Annotated in this window: 20 protein-coding genes; 9 read left to right on the plus strand and 11 right to left on the minus strand. The window is 53.3% G+C overall.

Features of this window, described 5'->3' with window-relative positions; all coding sequences use genetic code 11:
* Positions 1–7 precede the first annotated feature (7 nt).
* The 3 genes from ynfE to ACQG11_RS20115 all read right to left on the minus strand — a co-directional run bounded on the left by ynfE (position 8) and on the right by ACQG11_RS20115 (position 3,839).
* A complete protein-coding gene (gene ynfE / locus ACQG11_RS20105; protein ID WP_426728706.1) occupies positions 8–2,446 on the minus strand; it encodes a selenate/tellurate reductase subunit YnfE in 2,439 nt (812 codons plus the stop codon).
* A gap of 130 nt (positions 2,447–2,576) precedes the next feature.
* Positions 2,577–2,882, minus strand: a complete 306-nt coding sequence (locus tag ACQG11_RS20110) for a DUF1161 domain-containing protein (protein WP_006808860.1) — start codon at positions 2,880–2,882, stop codon at positions 2,577–2,579.
* A gap of 102 nt (positions 2,883–2,984) precedes the next feature.
* Entirely contained in the window at positions 2,985–3,839 is an 855-nt protein-coding gene (locus ACQG11_RS20115) for a benzoate transporter (RefSeq protein ID WP_045621664.1), read from the minus strand.
* Between the two features lie 192 nt (positions 3,840–4,031).
* Between ACQG11_RS20115 and ACQG11_RS20120 the strand changes: the two genes are divergently transcribed.
* A complete protein-coding gene (locus tag ACQG11_RS20120; RefSeq protein ID WP_426728707.1) occupies positions 4,032–4,742 on the plus strand; it encodes a YnfC family lipoprotein in 711 nt (236 codons plus the stop codon).
* A gap of 17 nt (positions 4,743–4,759) precedes the next feature.
* Here ACQG11_RS20120 and speG read toward each other — a convergent pair whose 3' ends face one another.
* Complete coding sequence (gene speG, locus ACQG11_RS20125) at positions 4,760–5,320, minus strand: spermidine N1-acetyltransferase (protein ID WP_022647983.1); 561 nt, start codon at positions 5,318–5,320, stop codon at positions 4,760–4,762.
* Positions 5,320–5,658 carry a DUF1283 family protein gene (locus tag ACQG11_RS20130; protein ID WP_023300007.1) on the minus strand — a complete coding sequence of 113 codons (339 nt, stop codon included), beginning with the start codon at positions 5,656–5,658 and terminating at the stop codon, positions 5,320–5,322. Before ACQG11_RS20130 ends, speG begins: the two co-directional genes overlap by 1 nt.
* Before the next feature lie 150 nt (positions 5,659–5,808).
* Here ACQG11_RS20130 and ACQG11_RS20135 point away from each other — a divergent pair, with 150 nt between their 5' ends.
* The 5 genes from ACQG11_RS20135 to ACQG11_RS20155 all read left to right on the plus strand — a co-directional run bounded on the left by ACQG11_RS20135 (position 5,809) and on the right by ACQG11_RS20155 (position 11,635).
* A complete protein-coding gene (locus tag ACQG11_RS20135; RefSeq protein ID WP_023300008.1) occupies positions 5,809–6,135 on the plus strand; it encodes a YnfA family protein in 327 nt (108 codons plus the stop codon).
* 111 nt (positions 6,136–6,246) lie between these two features.
* Positions 6,247–7,461 (plus strand): D-mannonate dehydratase ManD, encoded by a 1,215-nt coding sequence (manD, locus tag ACQG11_RS20140; protein WP_023300009.1) that lies wholly within the window; start codon positions 6,247–6,249, stop codon positions 7,459–7,461.
* 14 nt (positions 7,462–7,475) lie between these two features.
* A complete protein-coding gene (locus ACQG11_RS20145; protein WP_045621670.1) occupies positions 7,476–8,495 on the plus strand; it encodes a Zn-dependent oxidoreductase in 1,020 nt (339 codons plus the stop codon).
* Between the two features lie 73 nt (positions 8,496–8,568).
* Positions 8,569–9,948 (plus strand): MFS transporter, encoded by a 1,380-nt coding sequence (locus ACQG11_RS20150; protein ID WP_426728708.1) that lies wholly within the window; start codon positions 8,569–8,571, stop codon positions 9,946–9,948.
* Between the two features lie 223 nt (positions 9,949–10,171).
* Positions 10,172–11,635, plus strand: a complete 1,464-nt coding sequence (locus tag ACQG11_RS20155; RefSeq protein WP_046620028.1) for a mannitol dehydrogenase family protein — start codon at positions 10,172–10,174, stop codon at positions 11,633–11,635.
* Between the two features lie 44 nt (positions 11,636–11,679).
* Here ACQG11_RS20155 and ydfZ read toward each other — a convergent pair whose 3' ends face one another.
* Positions 11,680–11,883 (minus strand): putative selenium delivery protein YdfZ, encoded by a 204-nt coding sequence (ydfZ, locus tag ACQG11_RS20160; RefSeq protein WP_003857405.1) that lies wholly within the window; start codon positions 11,881–11,883, stop codon positions 11,680–11,682.
* Positions 11,884–12,170: 287 nt separating this feature from the next.
* On the opposite strand from ydfZ, the gene ACQG11_RS20165 reads away from it, so the two are divergent.
* Positions 12,171–12,602: a universal stress protein gene (locus tag ACQG11_RS20165; RefSeq protein WP_426728709.1), complete on the plus strand. Its 432-nt coding sequence runs from the start codon at positions 12,171–12,173 to the stop codon at positions 12,600–12,602.
* 34 nt (positions 12,603–12,636) lie between these two features.
* Here ACQG11_RS20165 and ACQG11_RS20170 read toward each other — a convergent pair whose 3' ends face one another.
* On the minus strand, positions 12,637–13,323 hold the full coding sequence (locus ACQG11_RS20170; protein ID WP_003857403.1) for a GntR family transcriptional regulator: 687 nt from the start codon (positions 13,321–13,323) through the stop codon (positions 12,637–12,639).
* 90 nt (positions 13,324–13,413) lie between these two features.
* A complete protein-coding gene (gene ydfG, locus ACQG11_RS20175) occupies positions 13,414–14,160 on the minus strand; it encodes a bifunctional NADP-dependent 3-hydroxy acid dehydrogenase/3-hydroxypropionate dehydrogenase YdfG (RefSeq protein ID WP_038415990.1) in 747 nt (248 codons plus the stop codon).
* 143 nt (positions 14,161–14,303) lie between these two features.
* Between ydfG and dcp the strand changes: the two genes are divergently transcribed.
* A complete protein-coding gene (dcp, locus tag ACQG11_RS20180; RefSeq protein ID WP_426728710.1) occupies positions 14,304–16,337 on the plus strand; it encodes a peptidyl-dipeptidase Dcp in 2,034 nt (677 codons plus the stop codon).
* Positions 16,338–16,634: 297 nt separating this feature from the next.
* Here dcp and ACQG11_RS20185 read toward each other — a convergent pair whose 3' ends face one another.
* Together ACQG11_RS20185 and ACQG11_RS20190 are read right to left on the minus strand one after the other, a co-directional pair.
* The gene (locus tag ACQG11_RS20185) at positions 16,635–16,742 is read right to left on the minus strand and encodes a YnaM/YnfT family protein (RefSeq protein WP_022647993.1); all 108 of its coding nucleotides are present in this window, start codon (positions 16,740–16,742) and stop codon (positions 16,635–16,637) included.
* Between the two features lie 209 nt (positions 16,743–16,951).
* Positions 16,952–17,179 (minus strand): hypothetical protein, encoded by a 228-nt coding sequence (locus ACQG11_RS20190; protein ID WP_071788017.1) that lies wholly within the window; start codon positions 17,177–17,179, stop codon positions 16,952–16,954.
* A gap of 149 nt (positions 17,180–17,328) precedes the next feature.
* Between ACQG11_RS20190 and ACQG11_RS20195 the strand changes: the two genes are divergently transcribed.
* Positions 17,329–17,493, plus strand: a complete 165-nt coding sequence (locus ACQG11_RS20195) for a YnfU family zinc-binding protein (RefSeq protein WP_213083702.1) — start codon at positions 17,329–17,331, stop codon at positions 17,491–17,493.
* Positions 17,494–17,741: 248 nt separating this feature from the next.
* Here ACQG11_RS20195 and ACQG11_RS20200 read toward each other — a convergent pair whose 3' ends face one another.
* The gene (locus ACQG11_RS20200; RefSeq protein WP_022647994.1) at positions 17,742–17,960 is read right to left on the minus strand and encodes a cold shock domain-containing protein; all 219 of its coding nucleotides are present in this window, start codon (positions 17,958–17,960) and stop codon (positions 17,742–17,744) included.
* Positions 17,961–18,066 lie beyond the last annotated feature (106 nt).

The following is an 18,066-nucleotide window of genomic DNA, read 5'->3' on the forward strand; positions in this document are numbered from 1 at the left end:
TTAATCCTTATGCCTTCTCGATCTGCACCAGGTTCGTGTGCTGCGGATTGCCTTTCGCCAGCGGTGACGGGCGGTGTGTGGTCAGGGTATTGATGCAGGAGCCGTGATCGACACGATCGCCGTTCATGTTGGCGTCATGCCAGGCGCCCTGGCCCATCGCGCTCACACCAGGCATAATGCGCGGGGTGACTTTGGCGGCAATGCGCACTTCGCCGCGATCGTTAAACACGCGCACCGTGTCACCGTTTTTAATGCCGCGCTTCTCGGCGTCTACAGGGTTAAGCCACACCTCCTGGCGACAGGCGGCCTGGAGCACATCCACGTTGCCGTAGCTGGAGTGGGTACGGGCTTTAAAGTGGAAACCGAACAGTTGCAGCGGGAATTTGCTGCGCTCGGGCGCGTCCCAGCCTTCAAAGGTTGAGGTATAGACTGGCAGCGGGGTGATGGTTTCGTCTTTTTGCAGTTCCCAGGTTGCCGCAATATCCGCCAGCTTGCTGGAGTAGATCTCGATTTTCCCCGACGGTGTTTTCAGCGGATTGGCATCCGGATCGTCACGGAATTTTTTATAGGCCACAAAATGTCCATTTGGATCTTTGCGCTTATAAATACCCATTTTTTTCAGCGCGTCGTAGGACGGCAGCAGCGGATCTTTGGCAACCATTTTGGCGTAAAGGTAGCGCAGCCACTGCTCCTGCGTACGGCCTTCGGTGAATTTCTGATAGACATCCGGTCCGAGACGTTTCGCTACTTCGCTCATGATCCAGTAGATGGGTTTGCGCTCAAACTTCGGGGCGGTTACCGGCTGGAGGAAAATCAGGTATCCCATGTTGCCGGCGTAATCGTTGGGGATGATATCTTCCTGCTCAACGGTCATCAGGTCCGGCAGGACAATATCGGCATACTTCGCGGACGAGGTCATGAAGTTGTCGATAACGACGATCGTTTCGCACTTACTCTCATCCTGCAAAATGTCGTGAGTTTTGTTGATATCAGAGTGCTGGTTGATGATGGTATTACCCGCATAGTTCCAGATGAACTTGATCGGCACATCCAGCTTATCCTTGCCGCGTACGCCGTCGCGCAGGGCGGTCATCTCCGGTCCACGCACGATGGCATCCGTCCAGCTGAAGCAGGAGATTTGCGTTTTCACAGGATTTTCCGGCAGCGGCATACGTTCGATGGTGATGGTGTAGGTCGATTCGCGCGCGCCGCTGTTGCCGCCGTTAATGCCGACGTTGCCGGTCAGGATCGGCAGCATGGCGATGGCGCGGGATGTCTGCTCGCCGTTGGCCTGACGCTGCGGGCCCCAACCCTGGCAAATGTAGGCCGGTTTTGCCGAACCGATTTCACGGGCCAGCTTAATAATGCGATCGGCAGGAATGCCTGTAATGCGCGACGCCCACTCCGGAGTTTTCGCGGTTTTGTCATCACCCTGGCCGAGAATATAGGCTTTGTAATGACCGTTAACAGGTGCGCCTTCCGGCAGGGTTTTTTCGTCATAACCTACGCAGTATTTATCGAGGAAGGGCTGATCGACGAGGTTTTCATTAATCAGCACCCACGCAATACCTGCCACCAGTGCGGCATCGGTGCCCGGACGAATCGGGATCCACTCGTCTTCGCGGCCTGCGGCGGTGTCGGTGTAGCGCGGATCGATAACGATCATCCGTGCGTTAGACCGTTCACGTGCCTGTTCAAGGTAGTAAGTGATCCCGCCGCCGCTCATGCGCGTTTCTGCCGGATTATTGCCGAACATCACCACCAGTTTGGTGTTTTCGATATCCGATGTACTGTTGCCGTCGTTGCTGCCGTAGGTGTAGGGCATTGCGCAGGCGATCTGCGCGGTGCTGTAGGTACCGTAGTGGCTGAGGAAGCCGCCGTAGCAGTTCATCATGCGTGCCACCAGCGAGGCGTAAGGGGAGGAGCGGGTGATATTGCCGCCGACAATTCCGGAGGAGTAGTTAATGTAGACCGCTTCGTTGCCGTATTTTTCGACCACGCTTTTCAGGCTCGCGGCGATGGTGTCCAGCGCTTCTTCCCAGGTGATACGTTCAAACTTGCCTTCTCCGCGTTTGCCCACGCGTTTCATCGGATAGTTCAGACGGTCTGGATGATTAATGCGACGGCGAATTGAACGGCCTCGCAGGCAGGCGCGAACCTGATGGTTGCCGTAAACATCCTCGCCGGTATTATCCGTTTCAACCCAATAGACTTCGTCATCGCGAACGTGCAGACGCAGCGCGCAGCGGCTACCGCAGTTTACCGAGCAGGCGCCCCAGACGACTTTATCTTCCGCTGGCTGAATAGCGGTCTGCACTGCGGCGGCGGCGCTTTTCAGACCAAAAGGCAATGCGATCCCACCGGCGGCAAGCGCCAGAGATCCTATGGCAGTAGATTTAACCAGAGTTCGACGGCTTATCCCGTCGTGATGTTCAACTTCGGACATAACTCACCCCATCATTGTTAATAATTATTTTCACCCGTGACTACAACCGGGCTAATGATGGGGGGAGTGTTACTTATTTAGAGGTATTAAATATTAATCCTCGTCAACTCAGGGGAATTGAGTGGGAAAATCATTGCGGCTCAGCGGGTGCATTCTCCTGCGTACCTGCACCGCTTACCGGGTAGTTGCCGCTACTGGTGCGAGTGTACAAAATTTTGAAAGTATCGTTGGCGCAATGCCCAACGACCTGCGCATCCGGCTGGTCGGCCTGATCGTTTGGCACGATGTTCAGGGTAAAGCCAGACTCCGGTACGCCGTTGTTGATAATCTTCTGCTGAATGTCGCTTTTCACGCGCTCGCAGGAGTCCGGGGCCGCAAGAATAGCAGGTGAAGCACTCATTAACAGCAGGGCGGTAATCCAGGGTAACCGTTTCATCTGTAGCTCCTTTTCACTGTATAGACTGTAAGCATAGCAGGGTTAGGGTAAGCTTTTGTTTTTGTGTCTCTCTTTCTGAATTGTCCTGGAGCCCCGCCTGCGTCATAAAATAAATTGCGAATAATGGTGCTGATTGTCTACCAGATAAGAAGGCAGGGTGCGTTTTGATACCTCTTGCCTGACCAGTTTTCGGTCTCGTCCCCAGATATCTTCGGCGTTGGTGATAACCTTCATAATATGTTCCGGGTTATTAAATTCCGGCAGATCGTATTCGGTATGAGAAATGGTAGACATTTTTTCGGAAATTCTTTCTGGGGTCATTACCCAGGAGAAATGCCAGCCGCCATCTTTCACAACCTTATTATTGATTTTTAGCCAGTTCCATTTAAACCATGACCAGTTTTTATCTTTGCGTGCACGCTTCCAGTTTCTGAAAGATTCAGGCTCACCGTGGAAGAAATGCTTAAGGTTGTAATAGGACGTCGCGCGGGGCAAGGTACATTTTCTCGGCGTACCATCCATGTTGTGAACCTGAAGATTAAACTGATAGTTGAACACGTTTTGATGAATAGTCGTGCAGAGCGCGCGTGGATTAATGGCCCTGACCGTCTCGGGAGAGAAAATTTCATCAACGTCTGACACCAGAATCAGATCGTCGTCTGCCGCGTCTTTTAACCCATTCATAATGGAGTTGCGAAGCGCTGCTTCATTTGCCCAGGCATCAACCTGGTTATTGTCAGCACTGTTTAAAATAGGCTGCGCGTCAAAAGGCACGTAAATAATTTTGTCTCTGAATTTGCCAAACTTCGTAATATCGAAATGTAATTCTCGCGGTATGCCCGTAAAAGAGTGTGTTGCTTCTACAATGACAAAACGGTCAACGACATCAGCGAGCGTATGTAATCTGATGTCGAGCAACATATCTTCGTCATAGTACAAAAAACAGTCGTAAATCATGATGTTAACCCGAAAATTTAAGAATCTAATTTTATAATAATGTGGAATTTTCCGCGCCCAAAGTAGCCACTTTGGCAGGTCTCGTCAATGCAAATGACGGATTTATACAGCGTAAAGAGTCAAATGAAGTGCTGTTATGTAAGTTGCTGTATTTGCTAATATGATTGTATCTCTCTCTGAACGGTAAATGATGTGAATAAATACGCAGCGATAACGCTACTGGCAACGGTACTGGTGGGATGTGACAACAACACCGCGCCGCTGTCATTTACGCCGGAGATGGCGAGCTTTTCGAACGAGTTTGACTTTGACCCTCTGCGCGGGCCGGTGAAAGATTTTACCCAGACGCTGTTGAACGATAAGGGTGAAGTCTCTAAACGCGTGACCGGAACGATGTCGTCGGAGGGGTGTTTCGATACCCTTGAACTGCACGATCTGGAGGCTAACACGGGCATTGCGCTGGTGCTGGATGCTAACTACTACGTCGATGCGGAAACCCAGCAGCAGAAGGTGAAGTTGCAGGGAAAATGTCAGCTGGCGGAACTGCCGTCTGCCGGCCTGACATGGGACACCGACGATAACGGGTTTGTGGTTGCCGCGCACAGCAAAGAGATGGAAGTGAAGTACCAGTATGATACCGACGGCTACCCGCTCGGTAAAACCACGGTCTCCGGCGACCAGCGTTTATCGGTCAAATCGATGCCGTCGAAAGATCTGCGTAAGCGCATGGATTATACGGCGGTAAGCCTGTTGAACGATAAACCGATGGGCAATGTAAAGCAGAGTTGCGATTACGATCGCCACAACAACCCGGTGAGCTGCGAGCTGGTTATCGTCGATGACAGCGTTAAACCTGCCATTGAGCGCAAGTACACCATCAAAAACAGCATTGAATATTATTAAGAATAAAACCGCGCAGGTTACTGCGCGGTGGGTTTAAGCAGGTTGGCGGAGGAGGATTTATGCCCGGCCAGATGCTGATGCTGGAAAATGCACATGCGGATGGTGTTACGGTATTCGCCATTAATAAAGAACTCATGGATCAGTTCACCTTCCACCATAAAGCCGAGCTTACGGTAGATATGAATCGCTTTTTCGTTCTCTTTATCGACGATGAGGTAAAGCTTGTAGAGATTCAGGACGTTAAACCCATAATCCATCGCCAGCTTTGCCGCCCGCGACGCAAGACCTTTCCCCTGGTGCTCCGGTGAAATAATGATCTGAAATTCCGCCCGACGGTGAACATGGTTGATCTCAACCAGCTCAACCAGCCCGGCTTTCTCACCTTCGCACTCCACCACAAACCGGCGTTCACTTTGATCGTGGATATGCTTATCGTAGAGATCGGACAGCTCGACGAAGGCCTCGTAAGGCTCTTCAAACCAGTAGCGCATCACGCTGGCATTGTTGTCGAGCTGGTGGACAAAGCGTAAATCTTCGCGCTCCAGCGGACGGAGCTTTACGTCACACGGCGTCGACATTACGGTGCTACCGTGCGGCCAGTGCGACGATCCAGACAGCGCAGGGTGTTAGGCTCCCAGTAAGCGTTGACGTTGGCACTTTGCTGGCATTTGTCGCGGGCATCAAACGCGACGTCTTCTTTATCCCACTCTTTTTCCACGCGCTTATTCACTTTCTGACGCAGGCTGCGGGTGTCATTCCATTGTTCTTTGTCCATGGCGGCGTTCTGACGGCTTTGCGCGCTGTCACCAGACTCAATGATGAGTTTGCTGGTTTCGGCTGATGCCGTTGCGGCGAAGGCGAACGAGGACAGCGCCAGTGCGGCTGTCAGACAAAGGCGTTTGCTTAATGTAGTCATAGCGTTTCCTTTAAACGGGTGCAGACAATCGGATTACCCCGTTGGATTCTACACCAATCCGAAAGGGTGTCATACCCGCGCGGCAGGTATGGGAACGATGAGAGCATTATCGCGTATGATGTCTAAATCAATCCTCACGAAACGAGAAAAATGTTCAAAACGACGCTGCTTTTTTTCGCGACCGCGCTGTGTGAAATCATCGGATGCTTTTTGCCGTGGCTCTGGCTAAAGCGGGGCGCTTCCGCGCTGCTGCTGATCCCGGCGGGTGTGTCCCTGGTTCTTTTCGTCTGGCTGCTCACCCTGCATCCGGCCGCTAGCGGGCGGGTTTATGCGGCCTACGGAGGGGTGTACGTCTGTACTGCGCTGCTGTGGCTGCGCTTTGTCGATGGCATCAGGCTAAGCCTGTATGACTGGGCAGGCGCGCTGGTTGCCCTGTGCGGCATGTTGATCATCGTGGCCGGCTGGGGACGCGCATAGTCGTCCTCATAGTGTGATCGCCCGCTGATTTTTCGATCGTTATACTTGTATGGTAGTAGTGTAGTTGCGTAAATTTCCTGCATCACAACGAGCGATGTAAGGAAATGGATTATGAAGATTGTCGGGGCTGAAGTATTTGTCACCTGCCCGGGGCGTAACTTTGTCACCCTTAAAATCACCACCGATGAGGGCATTGTCGGCCTGGGTGATGCCACGCTTAACGGACGTGAACTTTCCGTTGCCTCCTACCTGAAAGATCACCTGTGCCCTCAGCTGATTGGCCGCGATGCGCACCGCATCGAAGATATCTGGCAATTCTTCTATAAAGGCGCGTACTGGCGTCGTGGCCCGGTCACCATGTCAGCGATTTCTGCCGTGGATATGGCGCTGTGGGACATCAAAGCGAAAGCCGCGAATATGCCGCTCTATCAACTTCTGGGCGGAGCCTCCCGGGAAGGGGTGATGGTTTATTGTCATACCACCGGGCACACCATTGACGACGTACTGGAAGATTATGCCCGTCATAAAGAGATGGGCTTCAAGGCTATTCGCGTGCAGTGCGGCGTGCCGGGGATGAAAACCACCTATGGTATGTCTAAAGGAAAAGGGCTGGCGTATGAGCCTGCAACCAAGGGCGACTGGCCGGACGAGCAGCTTTGGTCCACCGAGAAATACCTCGACTTTACGCCGAAACTGTTCGACGCAGTGCGCAGTCAGTTCGGCTTCAACGAACATCTCCTTCACGACATGCACCACCGTCTGACGCCCATCGAAGCGGCGCGATTCGGCAAAAGCATTGAAGAGTACCGCCTGTTCTGGATGGAAGACCCGACTCCCGCTGAAAACCAGGAGTGTTTCCGCCTGATTCGCCAGCACACCGTCACGCCCATTGCGGTGGGGGAAGTGTTCAACAGCATCTGGGACTGCAAGCAGCTGATTGAAGAGCAGCTCATTGACTATATCCGCGCCACCATAACCCATGCGGGCGGCATTACCGGGATGCGTCGCATTGCTGACTTTGCCTCACTCTACCAGGTGCGCACCGGCTCACACGGCCCGTCGGATCTGTCGCCGATTTGCCACGCCGCGGCGCTGCATTTTGACCTGTGGGTACCGAACTTTGGCGTGCAGGAGTATATGGGGTATTCAGAGCAGATGCTGGAAGTGTTCCCGCACAGCTGGCGCTTCGATAACGGCTATATGCACCCGGGCGACAAGCCAGGGCTGGGCATTGAGTTTGATGAGAAGCTGGCAGCGAAATACCCGTACGAACCGGCCTGTCTGCCGGTGGCCCGTCTGGAAGACGGCACCCTCTGGAACTGGTAAACGAGGAGCGAATGATGAAAAGCGTTGTGATCCAACAGCCGAATGCGCTGGTGATTGAGGAGCGTCCTCTCCCGTTGCCGGGGGCAGGCGACGTCCGCGTCAGAATTAAACTCGCCGGTATCTGCGGTTCAGACAGCCATATCTATCGCGGGCATAACCCGTTTGCGAAATACCCGCGGGTAATCGGTCACGAGTTCTTTGGCGAAATAGACGCGGTTGGCGAAGGCGTGGAGAGCACCCGACTGGGCCAGCGCGTGTCTGTGGATCCGGTGATCAGCTGCGGGCACTGCTACCCGTGTTCCGTCGGAAAACCGAACGTTTGTACCTCGCTGGTGGTGCTGGGCGTCCACCGTGACGGTGGCTTCAGCGAATACGCCGTCGTGCCGGCGAAAAATGCCTGGCACATTCCGGATGCGATCCCTGACAAACACGCGGTGATGGTTGAGCCTTTCACCATTGCCGCCAACGTGACGGGGCAGGCGAAACCCACCGAACAGGACGTGGCGCTGATCTACGGCGCAGGCCCGATGGGGCTGGTCACCGTGCAGGCGCTAAAGGGCGTTTACAAGGTGAAGCAGGTCATCGTGGTGGATCGCATTGATGAGCGGCTGGGGATGGCGCAACGCAGCGGCGCAGACTGGGTCTTCAACAACAGCGAGCACTCATTACAGGCCGCGCTGGATGAAAAAGGCATCAAGCCGACGTTAATCATCGATGCTGCCTGTCATCCGTCCATTTTGCAGGAAGCGATTACGCTGGCGTCTCCGGCGGCGCGCATCGTGCTGATGGGCTTCTCCAGCGACCCGAGCCAGATCGTGCAACAGGGGATCACCGGCAAAGAGCTGTCGATCTTCTCTTCGCGCCTGAATGCCAACAAATTTCCGGTGGTCATTGACTGGCTGGAAAAAGGGCTGATCGACCCTGAAAAACTGGTCACCCATACATTTGACTATCACCACGTTACAGACGCCATCGAACTGTTTGAAAAAGACCAGCGGCAGTGCTGCAAAGTCTTGCTCACGTTCGACCAATAATAATTCACGCGGTTAAGAGCCTGCGAAGACAGGCTCTCAGTGGTACGCATCTTACCTTGCAGAGATAGCCATTATGACTCAAGCACAACCTCAAAGAAGTACGTCAGACCTGGTGAAAGCCGCCGTATCCGGCTGGCTGGGCACCGCCCTGGAGTTTATGGATTTTCAGCTTTACTCCCTTGGCGCCGCGCTGGTATTCCATGAAATTTTCTTCCCTGAACAATCCGCGGCCATGGCGCTGATCCTGGCGATGGGCACCTATGGGGCAGGCTACATCGCGCGTATCGTCGGGGCATTTATCTTCGGCAGAATGGGCGACAGAATTGGCCGCAAAAAGGTGCTGTTTATCACCATCACCATGATGGGGATCTGCACCACCTTAATCGGCGTCCTGCCAACCTACGCGCAGATCGGGATTTTCGCACCGGTGCTGCTGGTGACGCTGCGCATTATTCAGGGGCTGGGCGCGGGGGCAGAAATCTCCGGCGCAGGTACCATGCTGGCGGAGTACGCGCCGAAGGGTAAACGCGGCATCATCTCCTCGCTGGTGGCCATGGGAACCAACTGCGGGACGCTGAGCGCCACGGCGATCTGGGCCGTGATGTTCTTTGCCCTCGATCGTGAAGAACTTATTGCCTGGGGCTGGCGCGTGCCGTTCCTCGCCAGCGTGGTGGTGATGATCTTCGCCATCTGGCTGCGTATGAACCTTAAAGAGAGCCCGGTGTTTGAGAAGGTTAACGACGCTGAAACCATTGCGCCGGTTGCTGCGCCGGATACCTCATTAGGCGCGATGTTTAAGAGCAAATCGTTCTGGCTGGCGACGGGGCTGCGCTTTGGTCAGGCCGGCAACTCAGGTTTGATTCAGACTTTCCTTGCCGGATATCTGGTGCAGACGCTGTTGTTTGATAAGGCGATCCCAACCGATGCGCTGATGATCAGTTCGATTCTCGGCTTCCTCTCCATCCCGCTGCTGGGCTGGCTGTCCGATAAAGTGGGGCGCCGTCTGCCGTATATCCTCCTTAACATTTCAGCCATTATTCTGGCTTACCCGATGCTGTCGATTATCGTCGATAAGAGTTACGCGCCGGGCGTGATTATGCTCTCTATCATCGTTATTCATAACTTTGCGGTGCTCGGGCTGTTCGCGCTGGAAAATATCACCATGGCAGAGATGTTTGGTTCGCGGAACCGCTTTACCCGCATGGCCATTTCGAAAGAGGCGGGCGGGCTGGTAGCCGTAGGCTTTGGTCCGGTGCTGGCGGGGATCTTCTGCAACATGACCGGGTCCTGGTGGCCGATTGTGGTGATGCTGGTGGCGTACTCGCTGATTGGGCTGGTCTCCGCGTTGCTGATGCCAGAAGTGCGCGACTGCGATTTGAGTGAAGCCGAAGATGCTGCGGAGGCTCCTCATAAGGAATCGGTAGCCTACGGCGCGCTCTCTTCACGCCGCTAGTGGTTTACATCTTGCGTTACCTGTCACACAACTTTTTACTGATGTCACACCACATGGCGAAAAGTTAATGTAAATCAAGATCTGAAAACGATGTGTCAGTATGGTTAATGGCAGCGTTTTTTGACTCCGACTGCCATTCTAGTTGGTGTAGTCAGCAGGCGCTGCCGCTCTTAAAAGGAAGCGGCAGTGGATCACAGCTTTCATTAATTAACGAGTCTCAATCATGGAAAACCGGTTATTACAGGCGAAGGCAACGCGTCCTCAATACGATCGCGACAGCCTCAAGGCACGCATTGTTCATTTAGGGTTTGGCGCGTTTCACCGTGCGCACCAGGCGGTGTACACCGATATACTCGCCGCAGAACAAGGCAGCGACTGGGGTTACTGCGAAGTTAACCTGATTGGCGGCGAACAGCAGATCGCCGATCTGAAGGCACAGGATAACCTTTATACCGTGGCAGAGATGTCTGCCGATGCGTGGACGGCGCGCGTGGTCGGCGTCGTCAAAAACGCGCTGCATGCGCAGATCGACGGGCTGGAAACCGTGCTGGCGGCGCTGTGTGAGCCGCAGGTCGCCATTGTTTCCCTGACCATCACCGAGAAAGGATATTGCCACTCCCCGGCAACCGGACAACTGATGTTCGATCATCCGTTTATCGTTGCCGACCTGCAAAACCCGCATCAGCCTAAATCTGCGCCGGGCGTGGTGGTTGAGGCGCTGGCGCGTCGCAAGGCGGCGGGGCTACCGGCATTCAGCGTGATGTCATGCGATAACATGCCGGAGAACGGCCACGTGATGCGCAATGTGACCTGTGCCTACGCGCGCGCCGTAGACGGCGATCTGGCGGACTGGATCGAAGCGAACGTCACCTTCCCGTCAACCATGGTGGACCGCATTGTGCCCGCCGTCACGGCTGATACGCTGGATAAAATCGAACAGCTGACTGGCGTACGCGATCCGGCAGGTGTCGCCTGCGAGCCGTTCCGCCAGTGGGTGGTGGAAGATAATTTTGTTGCCGGACGTCCCCAGTGGGAAAAGGCCGGTGCGGAGCTGGTTTCTGATGTCATTCCGTTTGAAGAGATGAAGCTGCGAATGCTTAACGGCAGCCACTCGTTCCTGGCCTATCTCGGCTATCTTGCCGGTTATCAGCACATTAACGACTGCATGGAAGATGAACATTATCGCGCAGCCGCGCATGCGCTGATGCTGATAGAGCAGGCGCCGACGCTGAAAGTGCGGGGCGTGGATTTGGGTCGTTATGCCGACCAGCTGATTGCGCGTTACAGCAATCCGGCCCTGCGTCACCGCACCTGGCAAATCGCCATGGACGGTAGCCAGAAATTGCCGCAGCGCATGCTCGATTCCGTGCGCTGGCACCTTGTCCACCAGAAACCCTTCCCGCTGCTGGCCCTCGGCGTGGCGGGCTGGATGCGTTATGTCGGCGGTGTGGATGAGCAGGGTAACGCGATTGAGGTGAGCGATCCGCAGCTGGCGGTGATTCAGGCGGCGGTAAACGGTAGCGCTGAAGGTGAAAGCCGCGTTAGCGCGCTGTTGGGCATTGAGGCTATTTTCGGTAACGAGCTGCCGAAGGACACGGTATTCGTGGCTGCCGTCATGCAGGCCTATCAAACGTTGCTGCAAAAAGGCGCGAAGGCCACGGTTGCTGAGTACGCAGCCCGGCTTTAACGCTTTGACATGCCGCCGTTCGCGGCGGCATGTCGGGGCACAGCTTAGTGCATCCCCAGGCGAATCAGCTCAATCGGTTCGAACTTACCTTCGCATCCTTCCACTTCAACCGTTTTACCACGACGCACCTGCTCGGCATTAAGGCCGTCGCTGTGGATCGCTTTAATCACGCCGAACTGACCTGTGCCGCTAATCATGACGCGGCTGCCAGTGGTGATTGCATTTCGGTTACGGTCGTATGTCATCATGGTATTTTCTCCTCTCGCACTTATCCGTTACGGCGCTAATTCAACGGCTGCCGTTCACGGGGCACTATTAATACGCCTCTCTTAAACGAAATTATTTGCTTTTGATCAAGCTCACACTTTTTTCTTATTTCCAGATGGCGTTGACGGTTCAGGACACCGCTTTACAAAGCGGACAGTTATTTTCCTTAATTGATAGTTTCCAGACGCAAGCGTTTAGGCTTTGTTTATATCCACAATGCCATTCTGGAGGCAGAAAATAACCCTTCATCGGAAAAGGAGTCAGGCTTATGTATAAGAAAATTTTGATGCCTGTTGACGTGTTTGAAATGGATCTAAGCGATAAAGCGGTACGCCACGCGGTCAACCTCGCGAAATCGGAAGGCGCAACGATCACCCTGGTCAACATTCTCCCTAACAGCAGCCGTTCGTTACTGCGGGGGTTCAATGCCGATATTAAGAAGTTCGAAGAGTATATGACCGCCGAGTCGGATAAGAAGATGAAGGCACTGAAACGGCTCTTTGATATGTCCGCGGAAAATATTGATTGTGAAGTACGTTTCGGCAACGTACGCGATGAAATCATCCAGCTCAGCAAAAAGGGGAAATATGACGTTATTGTTATTGGATCAAGAAACCCGAGCATGACAACACATCTGCTGGGCTCGAATGCTGAAACTATCCTGCGCTACGCCACTATTCCGGTATTAGTGGTCCGCTAATTACTTCGCCGCAACCGAAAGGGGCGGCGAGGTTTTATTCTTCGCTGAACCACTCGCGGTTTTCCTGACGAATTAACTGAACTGACTCGCTAATTTCCTGGAGGTGAAGCGTCATCGCTTTATCTACGGCTTCCACGTCGCGTTTTTCCAGTGCGCTGAAAATATCGTGATGCTGGCGCAGCAACATCTCTGGCGGAGAAACATGGTCGAGGCTCATGTAGCGCACGCGGTCGATGGTAGCTTTGATGTTTTCGACGGTATCCCACGCGAGCTGGCACTCGGCGATCTGCGCCAGTTTCTGGTGAAATTCGTCGTCCAGCTGGAAAAAGTCGTTCAGCTGTTTGCGGTCGATGGCAATGCGTTGCTGATGCAGGTTTTGCTCCAGCAGGTAGCACTGGTTATCGTTGATGAGCGACGCGGCGCGACGCACAACGGCGCACTCAATGGCCTGGCGAACAAAACAGCCATTCCGTACCTGCGAAAGCGAAATTTTATTTACATAGCTGCCGCGCTGAGGGCGGATCTGGATAAGGCCGTTTTCTGCGAGCTTAATAAACGCCTCGCGCACGGGCTGACGAGAAACGTCAAAACGTACCGAAACCTCTTTTTCTGAGAGTGGCGTTCCCGGTGGGATCAGGCAGCGAACGATATCACGGCGTAAGATGCGATAAATTTGCTGATTTACAGGCTGGGTAGGATTAAGTTGCGATTCAGCGGCCATGGGTTGTGATTTCTCAGAGAGTTAACCTGAACATACTACCATTCTTTTACCCGTCATCACATACCCGGCCCGCAGGCCGGGAAGGGTGAATTACCCGCGATGCACGCTGAGTCCGGCATAGGTCTGGCTGACGGGCATCATCTCAACCGTGTTGATGTTGACATGCTTCGGCAGCGTCGCGACCCACCAGACGGTTTCGGTGATATCTTCCGGCGTCAGCGCATTCGCATTTTCATAGGTTTTATCCGCTTTCGCGTCGTCACCCTTGAAGCGCACGTTGGAGAATTCCGTTCCACCGACCAGACCCGGCTCAACATCGGTCACGCGGATCGCGGTACCGTGCAGGTCGGTGCGCAGGTTCAGGCTGAACTGGCGTACAAAGGCCTTGGTTGCGCCATAGACGTTGCCGCCCGCGTAAGGCCAGCTGCCTGCGGTGGAACCGATATTAATGATATGACCACGGTTACGTTCAACCATGCCCGGCAGCACGGCGCGGGTCATGTACACCAGGCCTTTGTTGTTGGTGTCGATCATGTTCTCCCAGTCTTCCACGTTGGCTTTGTGGGCAGGCTCCATGCCCAGCGCCAGGCCAGCGTTATTGACCAGCACGTCGATTTCACGCCATTCGGCAGGCAGGTTGGCAATCATCTCTTCAATGGCGGCGCGGTTGCGCACGTCCAGCTGTGCGGTCAGGATGCTGTCGCCCAGCTCGTCTTTCAGCTCCTGGAGACGCTCCTGACGACGACCCGTTGCAATCACCTTATGTCCGTTGGCGACGAAGCGACGCGTGATGCTTTCACCAAAACCTGCTGTCGCCCCGGTAACTAATATAATCATCTCACTGTTCCTCAACGCTTTTTGTGTTGTACTACCATAGCACGCTCTCGGGCGGGTCGTTAAGGCAACATTTGTATGACGCCATTGCAGGCCGGAGCAGGCTGGCCTACTCTGGTGAGAAATACCGTGCTCAGGAGTAAACGATGTCGGTCAACAACCCTTTCTTTGACGTTAGCCTGCTGCCTTATCAGGCTCCGCGTTTTGATGTGATAGAAGACAGCCACTATCGCCCGGCGTTTGATGAAGCAATGCGCCTCAAGCGTGCAGACATTGACGCGATTATCGCGCAGAGCGCCGTGCCGGACTTCAACAACACCGTGCTGGCGCTGGAAAAAAGCGGGGCCATGCTGTCGCGCGTCAGCAGCGTGTTCTTCGCCATGACGTCCGCACACACCAACGATTATCTTCAGGCACTGGACGAGCAGTTCTCCACCGAACTGGCCGGGCTGGCGAACGATATCTGGCTAAACGATACGCTTTTCGCCCGCGTGGAAGCCGTCTGGCAGGATCGCGACACGCTGGATGCCGAATCCCGCCGACTGACGGAGGTGACGTATCAGCACTTTGTTCTTGCGGGCGCGCGTCTGAACGCCGATGAAAAAGCCGAGCTGAAAGCCCTGAATACCGAAGCCGCCGCCCTGACCAGCCAGTTCAACCAGCGCCTGCTGGCGGCGAATAAGGCGGGAGGGCTGGTGGTGGATGATGTTCACCAGCTTGACGGACTCAGTGCGGAGGAGATGGCTGCCGCGGCTCATGCTGCCGCAGAAAAAGGGCTGACGGATCGCTGGCTGATCCCGCTTCTGAATACCACGCAACAGCCCGCGCTGGCGGCGCTGTCTCTGCGCGAGACCCGTAAAAAGCTGTTTAGCGCGGGCTGGGAACGCACTCAAAAAGGCGACGAAAACGATACGCGCGACCTGATCCGTCGGCTTACCGCGTTGCGGGCAAGACAGGCGCAACTGCTCGGCTTTGATAACTATGCCAGCTGGAGCATTGCCGAACAAATGGCGAAAACGCCGGATGCCGCGCTCGAATTCATGCGCGGGATAGTTCCTGCGGCGCGCAGCAGGGCCGCGCTGGAGCAGGCGGATATTCAGAAGGTCATTGACGACGAGCAGGGCGGTTTTACGGTGCAGGCCTGGGACTGGGCGTTTTATGCCGAACGCGTGCGTTCAGCGAAATACGCGCTGGATGAGTCGCAGATCAAACCCTATTTCGCGCTCAATACCGTGCTGGAAGATGGCGTATTCTGGACCGCCACGCAGCTGTTCGGTATCCGTTTTGTCGAGCGTTTCGATATTCCGGTTTATCACCCGGACGTTCGCGTGTGGGAGATTTTCGACCACACGGGTGAAGGCATGGCGCTGTTCTACGGCGACTTTTTCGCGCGTGATTCCAAAGCGGGCGGGGCGTGGATGGGGAATTTTGTTGAGCAGTCTTACGAGTTTGCCGCGCGTCCGGTGATTTATAACGTCTGCAACTATCAAAAACCAGCGAACGGGCAGACCGCGCTGATCTCCTGGGATGATGTGATTACCCTGTTCCACGAGTTTGGCCATACACTGCATGGCCTGTTTGCCAGCCAGCGCTATGCCACGCTTTCAGGCACCAACACGCCGCGTGATTTCGTTGAATTCCCGTCGCAGATCAATGAACACTGGGCCAGCCATCCGCAGGTGTTTGCGCACTTTGCCCGTCATTATCAAACCGGCGAGCCGATGCCGGATGCGCTGCGGGAAAAAATGCTCAATGCGACCCAGTTTAATAAGGGTTATGACATGACGGAACTGCTGAGCGCCGCGCTGCTGGATATGAACTGGCACGGCATTCAGGAGCCCATTGAAGACGTGGAAACCTTTGAAGCCGCCGCGTTGAAAAAAGAAGGGCTGGATCTTCCAGCCGTACCGCCGCGCTATCGCAGCAGCTATTTTGCCCATATCTTCGGCGGCGGCTACGCGGCGGGCTATTACGCCTATCTCTGGACGCAGATGCTGGCGGACGATGGCTATCAGTGGTTTGTCGAGCAGGGCGGTTTGACACGCGAAAACGGACAGACATTCCGCGAGGCGATTTTGTCGCGCGGCAACAGCACTGATTTAGCTGAACTTTACCGGAACTGGCGCGGGCACGATCCGAGGATCGAACCGATGCTGGAGAATCGTGGATTGAGTGTTTAAGGGCTTTTTAGTGTGGAAACAGAACCGGGCGCGATGCCCGGTTTTTTGTTCGATTTTTTCTTCCCCGAAACTCCTCCAAATTCCTCCCCAAAATGAATCCTTAAATTCTGCGAAATTTGCAGGATAACTTTCTTATGGCTGACCCTGTATATCAGGGCGAACGACTGGGCAGCTTCCTGCTGCGCCAATGGAGAGGGAATTAATTGTGGAACGTACCCGGGGCTGGAGTGGCGCTGCCTGCGAGGAAAGGTGAATAGGCTGCCCAGTAAATAAAGAGGTTATGGAAACTTGAATACATTACAGTTCATCAGGATTGTTCGATACGCTGATCCCGATCTTGATCAGACTTAAAATCATCAATGCCAGTACCATTGCCACGATAGTAGAGATGATAAGCGTTGTCATAAAGGCCCCCTTTGTGAGTATATCTTTTAGACTGTTTGAATCAAAAAATGTTCCGAGTCCTAAAAAATATATGACATTAGACAGGAATGTATCGTCTGCTAAATGAAAAAAAAAGCCTACGCCAGGTAGGCAATACTGATAATTCCTAATTGTTTTAATAATGCTTGTTACTAAAGGTTATCTGCAGTGTTGGTAGAAGATATTGAAGCTTATAGATACTTCCTGGCTGCATCTAATATTTCCTGAGATGTAAGCTCTCGATCTGATGCAACATAGACAACTTCATGGTCACCTGTTAAAGAGGGAAAACCGGCTGACATTATCGGAAGGTTTATCCCTTCTCCATTAGGGTATTGTTCGCGTATTGATGTCACGCCCTTAAGTACGGTGATTACTTTACCTGGTTTACCATTAAAGAAAATAATTACTTTTTTCATGTATCACCATGTATTTCAGGGAGTTTTATGGCCCGGGGTTGTTCGAAAGGGGTTGATTTATTGACGTTTAGTTACCTCTTTCGAAATTAAAACAAGCAATATTCTGCCTTAACGTGTACTGTAGCAGTCCATTTGTACTGGAGAAGCTTATGTCTGCACGTAAAAACACGCAATTCCGCCGAAATTATTTAGTCAAATGCCCTTGTCCAAACTGCACAAGAGACTCGGAGCATAGTTACAATCGTGTACAAAAGGGAGCTCAACTGGTTTGCCCTTACTGCAACGCGTTGTTCAAATCCCCTCAGCATTACTAAAAAATCTCATATAATAACTAAGAAGTGATGCTTTTGGAGGCTGCCTAACCTCTTACGCACTTTAATATTTTATAAGCAGTTAGCTTCTGCTTTGAGACTATTCATGCAGCAGTCCTGCATTTCATCACATCGGTCAGCAAATTTGACGGTGCTGTAAATATGCTGGCCTGTTGTAATGATATTCGCAAACGATAAATGACGCTTCTGATTATTTAATTCACAGAAGCTTAAGCGGTCATTGAGGGGGGTTATTTATCGCAAAGCGTAACATTTGCAGCTGTCGGACCTTTGGTACCGGCAATGACAGCAAATTTAACTTTTTGGCCTTCAAAAAGAGTTTTGAATGTCTCTCCCTGTAGAGAAGAAGAGTGAACAAGGATATCTTTACTTCCATCGAGTGGGGAGATGAAGCCAAAACCCTTATCATCGTTAAACCACTTAACAAGACCTATCATTTTTGATGACATAAAAACTCCACTTGAACACTTAAAAGTTACAAGTTCATGAAAAGAAACGCATGATGGCATACGTATGGACTCAAGAGGAGGGGATATCAGAGATAGCACCTGGTTA

It is taken from the genome of Enterobacter cloacae complex sp. 372C4 (assembly GCF_050030615.1).
Lineage (GTDB): Bacteria > Pseudomonadota > Gammaproteobacteria > Enterobacterales > Enterobacteriaceae > Enterobacter > Enterobacter intestinihominis.

What these genes read in the sequence shown, in the direction of transcription:
- ynfE (WP_426728706.1), bottom strand. Translation starts at nt 2,446, where the DNA reads ATGTCCGAAGTTGAACATCACGACGGGATAAGCCGTCGAACTCTGGTT.
- ACQG11_RS20110 (WP_006808860.1), bottom strand. Translation starts at nt 2,882, where the DNA reads ATGAAACGGTTACCCTGGATTACCGCCCTGCTGTTAATGAGTGCTTCA.
- ACQG11_RS20115 (WP_045621664.1), bottom strand. Translation starts at nt 3,839, where the DNA reads ATGATTTACGACTGTTTTTTGTACTATGACGAAGATATGTTGCTCGAC.
- speG (WP_022647983.1), bottom strand. Translation starts at nt 5,320, where the DNA reads ATGTCGACGCCGTGTGACGTAAAGCTCCGTCCGCTGGAGCGCGAAGAT.
- ACQG11_RS20130 (WP_023300007.1), bottom strand. Translation starts at nt 5,658, where the DNA reads ATGACTACATTAAGCAAACGCCTTTGTCTGACAGCCGCACTGGCGCTG.
- ACQG11_RS20135 (WP_023300008.1), top strand. Translation starts at nt 5,809, where the DNA reads ATGTTCAAAACGACGCTGCTTTTTTTCGCGACCGCGCTGTGTGAAATC.
- manD (WP_023300009.1), top strand. Translation starts at nt 6,247, where the DNA reads ATGAAGATTGTCGGGGCTGAAGTATTTGTCACCTGCCCGGGGCGTAAC.
- ACQG11_RS20145 (WP_045621670.1), top strand. Translation starts at nt 7,476, where the DNA reads ATGAAAAGCGTTGTGATCCAACAGCCGAATGCGCTGGTGATTGAGGAG.
- ACQG11_RS20150 (WP_426728708.1), top strand. Translation starts at nt 8,569, where the DNA reads ATGACTCAAGCACAACCTCAAAGAAGTACGTCAGACCTGGTGAAAGCC.
- ACQG11_RS20155 (WP_046620028.1), top strand. Translation starts at nt 10,172, where the DNA reads ATGGAAAACCGGTTATTACAGGCGAAGGCAACGCGTCCTCAATACGAT.
- ydfZ (WP_003857405.1), bottom strand. Translation starts at nt 11,883, where the DNA reads ATGATGACATACGACCGTAACCGAAATGCAATCACCACTGGCAGCCGC.
- ACQG11_RS20165 (WP_426728709.1), top strand. Translation starts at nt 12,171, where the DNA reads ATGTATAAGAAAATTTTGATGCCTGTTGACGTGTTTGAAATGGATCTA.
- ACQG11_RS20170 (WP_003857403.1), bottom strand. Translation starts at nt 13,323, where the DNA reads ATGGCCGCTGAATCGCAACTTAATCCTACCCAGCCTGTAAATCAGCAA.
- ydfG (WP_038415990.1), bottom strand. Translation starts at nt 14,160, where the DNA reads ATGATTATATTAGTTACCGGGGCGACAGCAGGTTTTGGTGAAAGCATC.
- dcp (WP_426728710.1), top strand. Translation starts at nt 14,304, where the DNA reads ATGTCGGTCAACAACCCTTTCTTTGACGTTAGCCTGCTGCCTTATCAG.
- ACQG11_RS20185 (WP_022647993.1), bottom strand. Translation starts at nt 16,742, where the DNA reads ATGACAACGCTTATCATCTCTACTATCGTGGCAATGGTACTGGCATTG.
- ACQG11_RS20190 (WP_071788017.1), bottom strand. Translation starts at nt 17,179, where the DNA reads ATGAAAAAAGTAATTATTTTCTTTAATGGTAAACCAGGTAAAGTAATC.
- ACQG11_RS20195 (WP_213083702.1), top strand. Translation starts at nt 17,329, where the DNA reads ATGTCTGCACGTAAAAACACGCAATTCCGCCGAAATTATTTAGTCAAA.
- ACQG11_RS20200 (WP_022647994.1), bottom strand. Translation starts at nt 17,960, where the DNA reads ATGTCATCAAAAATGATAGGTCTTGTTAAGTGGTTTAACGATGATAAG.